The 7888-nt window shown below is 70.7% G+C and carries 10 protein-coding genes; 5 read left to right on the top strand and 5 right to left on the bottom strand.

Annotation, left to right across the window (positions count from 1 at the left end; translation table 11 throughout):
* Positions 1-593, top strand: a 593-nt coding sequence (locus tag VLF18_RS07150) for a tetratricopeptide repeat protein (RefSeq protein WP_325278932.1), incomplete at its 5' end; no start/stop codon positions are given.
* 95 nt (positions 594-688) lie between these two features.
* Complete coding sequence (locus VLF18_RS07145) at positions 689-1153, top strand: hypothetical protein (RefSeq protein WP_325278931.1); 465 nt, start codon at positions 689-691, stop codon at positions 1151-1153.
* A gap of 60 nt (positions 1154-1213) precedes the next feature.
* On the opposite strand, the gene VLF18_RS07140 is transcribed toward VLF18_RS07145, so the two are convergent.
* Together VLF18_RS07140 and VLF18_RS07135 are read right to left on the bottom strand one after the other, a co-directional pair.
* The gene (locus VLF18_RS07140) at positions 1214-2101 is read right to left on the bottom strand and encodes a hypothetical protein (protein WP_325278930.1); all 888 of its coding nucleotides are present in this window, start codon (positions 2099-2101) and stop codon (positions 1214-1216) included.
* The gene (locus tag VLF18_RS07135; protein WP_325278929.1) at positions 2089-2832 is read right to left on the bottom strand and encodes a hypothetical protein; all 744 of its coding nucleotides are present in this window, start codon (positions 2830-2832) and stop codon (positions 2089-2091) included. Before VLF18_RS07135 ends, VLF18_RS07140 begins: the two co-directional genes overlap by 13 nt.
* A 250-nt stretch (positions 2833-3082) precedes the next feature.
* On the opposite strand from VLF18_RS07135, the gene VLF18_RS07130 reads away from it, so the two are divergent.
* On the top strand, positions 3083-4297 hold the full coding sequence (locus VLF18_RS07130) for a benzoate/H(+) symporter BenE family transporter (protein ID WP_325278928.1): 1215 nt from the start codon (positions 3083-3085) through the stop codon (positions 4295-4297).
* Positions 4294-5052 carry a hypothetical protein gene (locus VLF18_RS07125; RefSeq protein WP_325278927.1) on the top strand — a complete coding sequence of 253 codons (759 nt, stop codon included), beginning with the start codon at positions 4294-4296 and terminating at the stop codon, positions 5050-5052. Before VLF18_RS07130 ends, VLF18_RS07125 begins: the two co-directional genes overlap by 4 nt.
* Before the next feature lie 25 nt (positions 5053-5077).
* Here the strand turns inward: VLF18_RS07125 and VLF18_RS07120 are convergent, their stop codons facing one another.
* The 3 genes from VLF18_RS07120 to VLF18_RS07110 all read right to left on the bottom strand — a co-directional run bounded on the left by VLF18_RS07120 (position 5078) and on the right by VLF18_RS07110 (position 6901).
* Positions 5078-6175, bottom strand: a complete 1098-nt coding sequence (locus VLF18_RS07120) for an exo-alpha-sialidase (protein ID WP_325278926.1) — start codon at positions 6173-6175, stop codon at positions 5078-5080.
* A 2-nt stretch (positions 6176-6177) separates the two neighbouring features.
* On the bottom strand, positions 6178-6465 hold the full coding sequence (locus tag VLF18_RS07115) for a MoaD/ThiS family protein (protein ID WP_325278925.1): 288 nt from the start codon (positions 6463-6465) through the stop codon (positions 6178-6180).
* 133 nt (positions 6466-6598) lie between these two features.
* Positions 6599-6901: a hypothetical protein gene (locus tag VLF18_RS07110; RefSeq protein ID WP_325278933.1), complete on the bottom strand. Its 303-nt coding sequence runs from the start codon at positions 6899-6901 to the stop codon at positions 6599-6601.
* Here VLF18_RS07110 and VLF18_RS07105 point away from each other — a divergent pair.
* Positions 6791-7888: helix-turn-helix domain-containing protein (locus VLF18_RS07105; protein WP_325278924.1), on the top strand; the 1098-nt coding region annotated here is incomplete at its 3' end. The genes VLF18_RS07110 and VLF18_RS07105 overlap by 111 nt on opposite strands.

Below are 7888 nucleotides of genomic sequence, written 5' to 3'. Positions count from 1 at the left end.
TCATTGCGCTGCGCCAGCGCGCCCGCCACGACGAGGCACTGCGCGACGCATCCGCTGTCCGCGCCGACGCGGTCGCCGCCTACGGTGCGCAGAGTCCGTTCGCGGCACGCGCGGCGATGGTGCTCGGCAACGTGCAGGCCGGCCTGTCGCGCCGCGACGAGGCGATCGCGTCGTATCGCGACGCCGTGGCCGTGTATCGCGCGAGCATCGGCGCGACGCACCCGAACACCCTGCGCGCGAGCTACAACCTCGCCGAGATGCTCGCGCCCGATGCCGCGCGCCGCGCCGAAGCGCTCGCGCTGTACCGCGACACGGTTGCCGCGGCCGAGGAACGCTTCGGCACGCGGAGCAATGCCGTCGTGCTGTTCCGCCTGGGCTATGCGCGCCTGCTGCTGACCGATGCACAACCCGCAGCGGCGCTCGCGCTGTTGACCACGCCGGCCGCGCTCGGCGGTTTCGCGATCGCGCGGCCGGACAACCGCCGCGACTATCTGGACCTCCTGCGCCGCAGTCACGCCGACGCGGACTGCACTGCGAAGGCCGCGCGCGCGGACTGCGCGAGCGCCGCCGCGCTGCTGGCGCAGCCGCCGTGACCGGACGCGTGATCGATGAGCCCGCGCCGCTTCGAGTAACCCGGGCCGGCGCCCGTCCCGCGCAGATCCGGCATTTGCCCATTCGGAGAATTCTCGTGCGTGTTCATCCCGTTCTCGTGGCGCTTTGCGCCGCCGCGTTCGCCGCGCCGGTCGCGGCCCAGACGCTCTGCGATCCCGATCTCGACACTGCGACCTGCCCGCCGGGCAGTGTCGACAAGTACTGTCCCGTCGTCCTCGACGGCAGCTGTACCAGCGGAAAGGGTCTCGTCATTCTCGGCGCGTCCGATCCGCCGCCGCCGCAGTTCACCGAAATCGTCTGCCAGTTCGACTACGTGAACTCCGGCTATTTCTGCGACGCCTGGCCCAAGCGCGGCGAGCTCGCCTACGAGTGGGATGCGATCGGGGAGGTGCAGTTCACGAGTTCGCGCCACGGCGACTACGCCGACGTGCGCTGCCTCGCCAATTCGGGCAATCAGATTTCGGTGACCGTGACCTCGCCCTACGGCCTCAGCACGACGACGACGGTCTCGATCAACTGCAGCTTCCTGATCGATCCCTGATCCGTCGGCGACTCGCCGGAGGCAAAGACACCGCCGCCGTCCCTGGCGGCGGTGTTGCTTTCACGGACGTGCGGCGAACGCGGGCGAGACCGATGGAAACGCAGGCTTGCCGACGTTGTTGCACGGCGAACCGTAGGCGTTCTGCAGCAGCGCGGCCGCGAGCGTCGCCTGGCCCTGGTCGAGCCGCATGCGCGTATCGCCGCAGGCCGCGATGAACAGGCGGTTCGCCCCGGCGCGCGCGTCGTGCCCGAAGGCCTGCTCGCGGCGCAGGTCGAGATACGCCGCGAACAGCACGTTGCCGCTCTTGCGCACGCGATCGACGTAGAGCCCGGCCTGCAGATACGACTGCGCCGCCGCGCGCCGCGCCGCGTCGTCGAGACCGCCGAGCACGCGATCGCCGCCGGCACCGGCCGGTGGCAGCGCCTGCTCCAATTGCGCGATGAAGTGATCGGCCGACAGCGCCGCGATCTTCGGATTCGCGCAGTTCTGCGGCGTGCAGCCGGCCGCATCGCGCGCGTAGTCGAACGCGGCGAACTCCTCGATGCTCGGAAAGCCGCGGTCGAGCAGCCAGGCCTGCACCGCCTTGTCGTCGATCTCGTAGGCCGGCGAATAGCGCGCCGCATAGCGCCGCGCGCGCTCCTGGTCGGCTGCCGGCAGGCCCGCGATCCAGTCCTCGAGGCTCGATGACAGCCGGCTGCGCGTGACGCCCGGCAGATGCGCATCCGCGGGCAGCGGCCACAGCGCGACATCGCGCACGGCGTCACGCAGATCGACCGGACGAGTCGCGCGCGATACCGGTGTGCGCTGCGCATCGCGTTCGTCGAGTCGCGCCGGGACAGAGGCGGCATCCGCAACGTCGGCGGCATCGCGGCCGGCAAAGCCGGCCACAGCGGCGGCGATCGCCGCGACGAGCGCGCCGGCGCCAAGGCGCCGCATCAGCGCGGACACGAGTTGTCGTCCATGTTGTCGTGCCACAGCGCGCACTGGTATGCCTGTCCTGCCTGGTCGTAGGCGTCCTGGCCGCCGAGGCTCACCGCCGCCGAATACGCGTGCGCGAAGCCGTTGCAGATGTCGCGCACTTCGCCGCTCTGCGCGCTGCAGACGCCGGAGAGCTGCGTGTAGAAGCCGCCGTCGCAGCCGCCGCGGTCGCCCTGGCCCGCGTAGCAGGCGTCGTGGACGTTGCAGGCGCCGGTGAAGTTGATGCCCGACATCGGCCGGTTCGGATCGCCGGAGTAATGGTCGACGAGCGTGCCGGCAATCAGGTCGGCGATGTCGCCGGCCCAGCTGCCGTCGCCGCAGCCGTTGCCGAAGGAGTTCGCGAACGCGTCGAACGAGATGTTCACGAGCGGCGCGGGCGGCGGGCTCGCGCCGCAGCCTTCGGGCTTCTGGCTGCGCAGGTTGCCGCAGAACGTATTGCGGTCGATCGGCGTGTTGCTCTCCTCGCCGAGCGGCGGCATCTGGTCGTGCAGCTCGTAGTAGGCCTGCGACTGCATCATCTGCAGCATCATCGCGCAGCCGTTGCCGCTGCAGATCACGGTGCCGCCGCCGGTGGTCGGCGCGGTCACCGTCACCGGCGGCATCACGGTCTGCGCCTGTACCGAGGCGGCCAGCGCGAGGCCGGCGACGGCGAGGCTGCGCACGATGGCGCGACGGATGGTGGAACAAGCAGCATTGTTCACTTTCGACTCTCCCTCGAATCAATGGCCCGCGGGCCGTGGAGGGACCCGGCGTCGATGCCGGATCCGGGCGCGGCCGATGCGTCTGCAGGCGGCCGTGCGCCCTGACTCGAACCGGAGTGCCGCGATCGATCACGCGGCGGAAAAAAATCTTCGGCGTGCCGGCGCGCGCGCTGCGACGCACGCCGCCACGCCACTTCCGTCGCACCGCGATCGCGCCTACGCTGCCGGTTTCGTCCGTCGGCCCGTCGCCATGTCCGCCACCGAAACGTCCCTCGCCGCGCCGCGGTCCTTCTGGCGCGACCTGTCGCTGCCCGCCGTCGTCGCCGGCTTCGTCACCGTGCTCGTCGGCTTCACGAGTTCCGCGGCGATCGTGTTCCAGGCGGCGCAGGCGGCCGGCGCGACCGCCGAGCAGCTCGCGTCATGGATGTGGGCGCTGGGGCTCGGCATGGGGGTGACCTGCATCGCGCTGTCGCTGCGCTACCGGGTGCCCGTCGTCACGGCCTGGTCGACGCCGGGCGCGGCGATGCTGACGGCCGGCGCCGCGGGACTCGGCATCGAGCAGGCGACCGGCGCGTTCGTCGTGTCGGCGTTCCTGATCGCGGTAGCCGGCTTTTCCGGCGTATTCGAGCGGCTGATCAACCGCGTGCCGGTCGGCGTCGCCTCGGGCATGCTCGCCGGCGTGCTGCTGCGCTTCGGCCTCGATGCGTTCGTCGCGCTCGAGACGCGCTTCGGACTCGCGCTCGCGATGCTCGCCGCCTATGTGCTGCTGCGGCGCTGGCAGCCGCGCTATGCGGTCGTCGCGACGCTCGCCGTTGGCATCGCGATCGCGGCGGTGCAGGGACTGCTCGACTGGCAGTCGGTGAAGCTCGAAGTCGCCGCGCCGGTCTGGGTCACGCCGGCATTCACCCTCAACGCGATCGTCAGCGTCGCGATTCCGCTGTTCCTCGTGACCATGGCCTCGCAGAACGTGCCCGGCGTCGCCGTCATGCGGGCCTCGGGTTATTCCGCGCCGATCTCGCCGGTCGTCGGCTGGACCGGCGCGACCAACCTCGTGCTCGCGCCGTTCGGTGCGTTCGCGCTGAATCTCGCGGCGATCACTGCGGCGATCTGCATGGGCCGCGAGGCGCACGAGGATCCGTCGCGGCGCTATGTCGCCGCCGTCGCCGCGGGCGTGTTCTATTGCCTCGTCGGCGTGTTCGGCGCGACCGTGGCCGCGGTGTTCGCGGCGTTTCCGCGCGAACTCGTCGTCGTCATCGCCGGCCTCGCGCTGCTCGGCACGATCGGCAACGGCCTCGCCGCCGCGCTGGCCGACGAGCGCGAACGCGAAGCCGCGCTGCTGACGTTTCTCGTGACGGCGTCGGGCATCACGCTGTTCGGCATCAAGTCGGCGTTCTGGGGCCTCGTCGCCGGCGCGCTCGCGCTGCTCGTGCAGCGGGCCGGGCGCAAGGCGGAGCCGCGCGCATGAGCCTCGGCACGCGGTTGCTGATCCTCGCGGCGCTGATGGCTGCGCTCGGGCTCTACGGCGCGCTGCGCAAACCCTATGGCACGCGGTTGCCGTACGACGTCGACGACCTGTCGGAGATCCAGCCGCAGCTCGACCGGCTCGGCGAGCGCGAGCGCGAACTCGTGCTCGGCTATCTCGAGCGCAGCAACGGCGACGTGCTGCCGGCGTCGATGGCCGACCCGGACTTTCCGTTCACCGCGCGCACGTTCGGCGAGGCGATCGAACTGCAGGAGCGCTTCCTGCGCGAGCAGGCCGGGCGCGACGCCGTCGCCGCGCAGCGGCGCGCCGAACGCGACCGCCTGCTCGCACCGCTGCGCGACGCGCTGGAACTGCGCCTCGTTGCGCGCGAACTGCTGACACAGGACGAGGCGCTCGGCCTCCCCGCGGACGTCCGCGCGAAATCCGCCGACAACGGCCGGCGCGTGCTCGTCGTGAGCTATCGGCTCGTCAACGTCTCGGGCCGCACTATCGCCTCGGCCAAGGGCGGCGTCGACGTCTTCGACGACACCGGCAGGCGCCGCACGCATTGCTGGATCGACCAGGCCGATACGCTCGACGCGTTTGCGCACGACGACGTGCGCTGCGGCAACGCGATGCGAACGGCCGAGCCTGACGACCGCGCGTTCGTCGGCGTGCCGGCCGAGCGGCTGACGCTGCTCTGGGAGCCGGCCGAGATCGTGTTTGCCGACGGCAGCCGGCTGACCGCGCCGCACTGACGTCCGGCGCGCCCGCGTCGGCCGGTCAGGCGAACGTCACCGCGTAGACCGGCGGCAGATTCATCGACAGCGCGCGCCAGCTGTCGCCGTGATCGTCGCTGAGCCAGAGCCCGCCCGTCGTCGATGCCATCGCGAGCAGGCTGCCGTCGCGATTGATCGCAAGCCCGTGCCGGTAGACGAGATCGTAGGCCTGCACCGGCAGTCCTTCGCGCAGACTCTCGAAGCTGCGCCCGCCGTCGCGCGTCCGCGCGACCGACAGCTGCGCGTCGACCGGAATGCGGCATTCGTCCTTGATCGCCGGCACGAACCAGGCCGTGTCGGGATCGTGCGGATGCACCGCGACGGCGAAGCCGAACACCGACGGCGGGACGTTCGGCACGTCCTGCCAGCTGCGCGCCCCGTCGCGGCTGACGAACACGCCGTTGTGATGCTGGACCCAGAGCGTGTCGGGTGCGTCGGCGCACTGCACCATGCGATGCGGGTCCTGGATATTCGGATCGTCGCGCAGTTCCGGCGGCATGTAGGTCGCGAACATGCCGTCGGCAGCGAGCGCCCAGGTGTCGCCGCCGTCGTCGGTCTGCCAGACGCCGCCGCAGGACACGGCGACGCGCAGGCGCCGCGCATCGCGCGGATCGACGCAGATCGAATGGATGCCGGGCGCGTCGTAGCCGCCGCCGAACCACTTTTCTCGATTCGGATTTCTCCACAACGACTCGACGAGCTGCCAGGACGCACCCGCGTCGTCGGAGCGGAACAGCCCGCCCGGAATCGTGCCGGCCCAGAGACGGCCGGGCTCGTCCGCGCCGCCGGCCTCGAGCGACCAGAGCAGCCTGAGGTTCGCCGGTACCGGCGGCTTGCCGTCGCCGGTCACGAAGGTTTCGCCGTGCGGGTAGGCCGGCACGGCGATCTCCTGCCAGCTCGCGCCGCGGTCGTCCGAGCGCTGCAGCTTCACGCCGAAATGCCCGAGATTCAGCGCGGCGTACCAGCGTCCGTCGCGCGCATCGGCCAGCGCGAGCGTGACGTTGTCGCCCGGAAACGCATGGCGTTCGATGCGCCAGTCCTCGTCGTCCTCGTGCAGCGCGAACAGCCCCTTGCGCGTGGACACCAGCAACCGCTCGCTCATGGTCAACCTCCGGACAGGGCTTGCAGCAGATAGATTTCCGAACGCGGCGTCAGTGCCGGTGCCGACGACAGCGACTTGTCGCGCAGCGCTTCGCCGTCGACGAAGACGGCGACGTGATGACGGATGGCGCCCTGCTCGTCGACCACATAGCCACGCAGCGGCGGGTATCGCGCGAATGCCGCGGCCAGCGCGTCGGCGACCGTAGCCGCCTCGACGTCGAAGCGGTATTCGCCGCCGCCGGCGTCGGGCAGCCAGCGGGCGAGTGCGGAAGCGAGCACGAGGGTCGGCATGGTCAGAGTCCGGCCGCGACGGGGCCGGGCAAGCCTAGCGCAAGCCGCCGGCGATGGCGCGTGAGGCGGTGCGCGGCGTATCCGCGACGCGGCGGTTCAGTCCGGCGGCGCGGGTGACCGGCCCGGTGCGTCGTCAGTCGCGCCGGTAGCGCCGCCGCGCTTCGTCGAAGCGGCGGCGCGCGTTCTCGACGTTGCGCTGCAAGGTGATCGCGAGCTCGGCGAGCCGCGGCGATATGCGCCAGCGGCCGTTTTCCAGCGACTCGGCGAGACCGGCCATGCGCAGGTTCGCGAGATCGCGCGTCGTGTTGCTCGGCAGCGTGTTCAGATGGCGCGCGATCTCGCCGGGCGCTATGCCGTCGAGGTCGTGCTCGGCCAGCATCAGCAGCGTGCGCAGCGCGCGCTGCTGGGCTGCGTTGAGGTACTTCTCGTCACCCATGAGCCACCAGACCCCTCGTCCTTGTGGGGGTGCCTCGCGCAGGACGCGCGGCACGGGTTGCCGGACTCTCCGTCCGTGGAAAGTCCGCTCGCACGGTGCGTGCGTGCAGCCGGGTACGCAGACGTCCATGCAGACGTCGGGACGGCGCGCAACAGGTGCGCGCGCGTGAGTCAGGCCTTGCGTTCGCGTTTGGTCCCGGCGTGCAGGCGCTTCGTGCCGACGCGCACGGTTGTACCAAATATCGGCCTGCGCTTATTCCGAGTTTTCGTCGCGGGCTTTTCCGATTGCGCAAACCGCTTGCAGTCAGTGCAATTCGGCCGAAGCGGATTCGTGTTGCCGGTGTGTGAGATGTCGTTCCGTTCCGCGCCGTCTTCACGCCGACGCGATGGGCCGTCCGCTGTCGTAGCGGGAACCGGCGGTGGACACGAAGAAGCGCGTCGGTGCGCAGCGGACCGACGGCAGACGGAGGAGCACGATGGCAAGCGGCGGCGACATGAGAAGCGAGGCGGCACCTATAGGGACATTCCTGTCCTAACCCGAAAAGTGTGGGTCAGCGTAGTTCGACAGTCAAGCGGTGAGCATATGGACATTTTTGGACGTCTGAGGGAAGAGCGGGCGCGACTGGGATTGACACAGCAGCAGGTGGCCGACGCGGTGAGCGTCCACATCAAGACCGTCCGGCGCTGGGAGTCGCGCGTCGCGATGCCGCTGGATGCGCTGATTGCGCTGCTCGGCATCGGCTACGACGTGCAGTACATCGCCTGCGGCGTGCGCAGCATGAACCTGCACGAAGTGCGCGAATCGCGCGGTCGCTACATCATCGAGCCCGACATCGCCGGCGATGTGTTCGCGCTGCTGCGCCGCTACGGCGCGCTGTCGCCGCCGCAGCGCGCGCAGGCCCGGGCGCTGATCGCCGTGCTCGCGCGCACGCCGCCGGCCGCGAAACCGGCGCGCGTCGGCGGCATCGCCGCACCGCGCCGCGGCCGG

It is taken from the genome of Tahibacter sp. (assembly GCF_035481375.1).
Lineage (GTDB): Bacteria > Pseudomonadota > Gammaproteobacteria > Xanthomonadales > Rhodanobacteraceae > Tahibacter.
The sequence above is the reverse complement of the archived record's forward strand: the minus strand, read 5'-3'. Positions and strand labels throughout refer to the sequence as shown.

Excerpts from the sequence above, each read along its gene's own strand:
- VLF18_RS07130 (WP_325278928.1), top strand. The coding sequence starts at position 3,083 with ATGTCCGCCACCGAAACGTCCCTCGCCGCGCCGCGGTCCTTCTGGCGC.
- VLF18_RS07110 (WP_325278933.1), bottom strand. The coding sequence starts at position 6,901 with ATGGGTGACGAGAAGTACCTCAACGCAGCCCAGCAGCGCGCGCTGCGC.
- VLF18_RS07125 (WP_325278927.1), top strand. The coding sequence starts at position 4,294 with ATGAGCCTCGGCACGCGGTTGCTGATCCTCGCGGCGCTGATGGCTGCG.
- VLF18_RS07120 (WP_325278926.1), bottom strand. The coding sequence starts at position 6,175 with ATGAGCGAGCGGTTGCTGGTGTCCACGCGCAAGGGGCTGTTCGCGCTG.
- VLF18_RS07115 (WP_325278925.1), bottom strand. The coding sequence starts at position 6,465 with ATGCCGACCCTCGTGCTCGCTTCCGCACTCGCCCGCTGGCTGCCCGAC.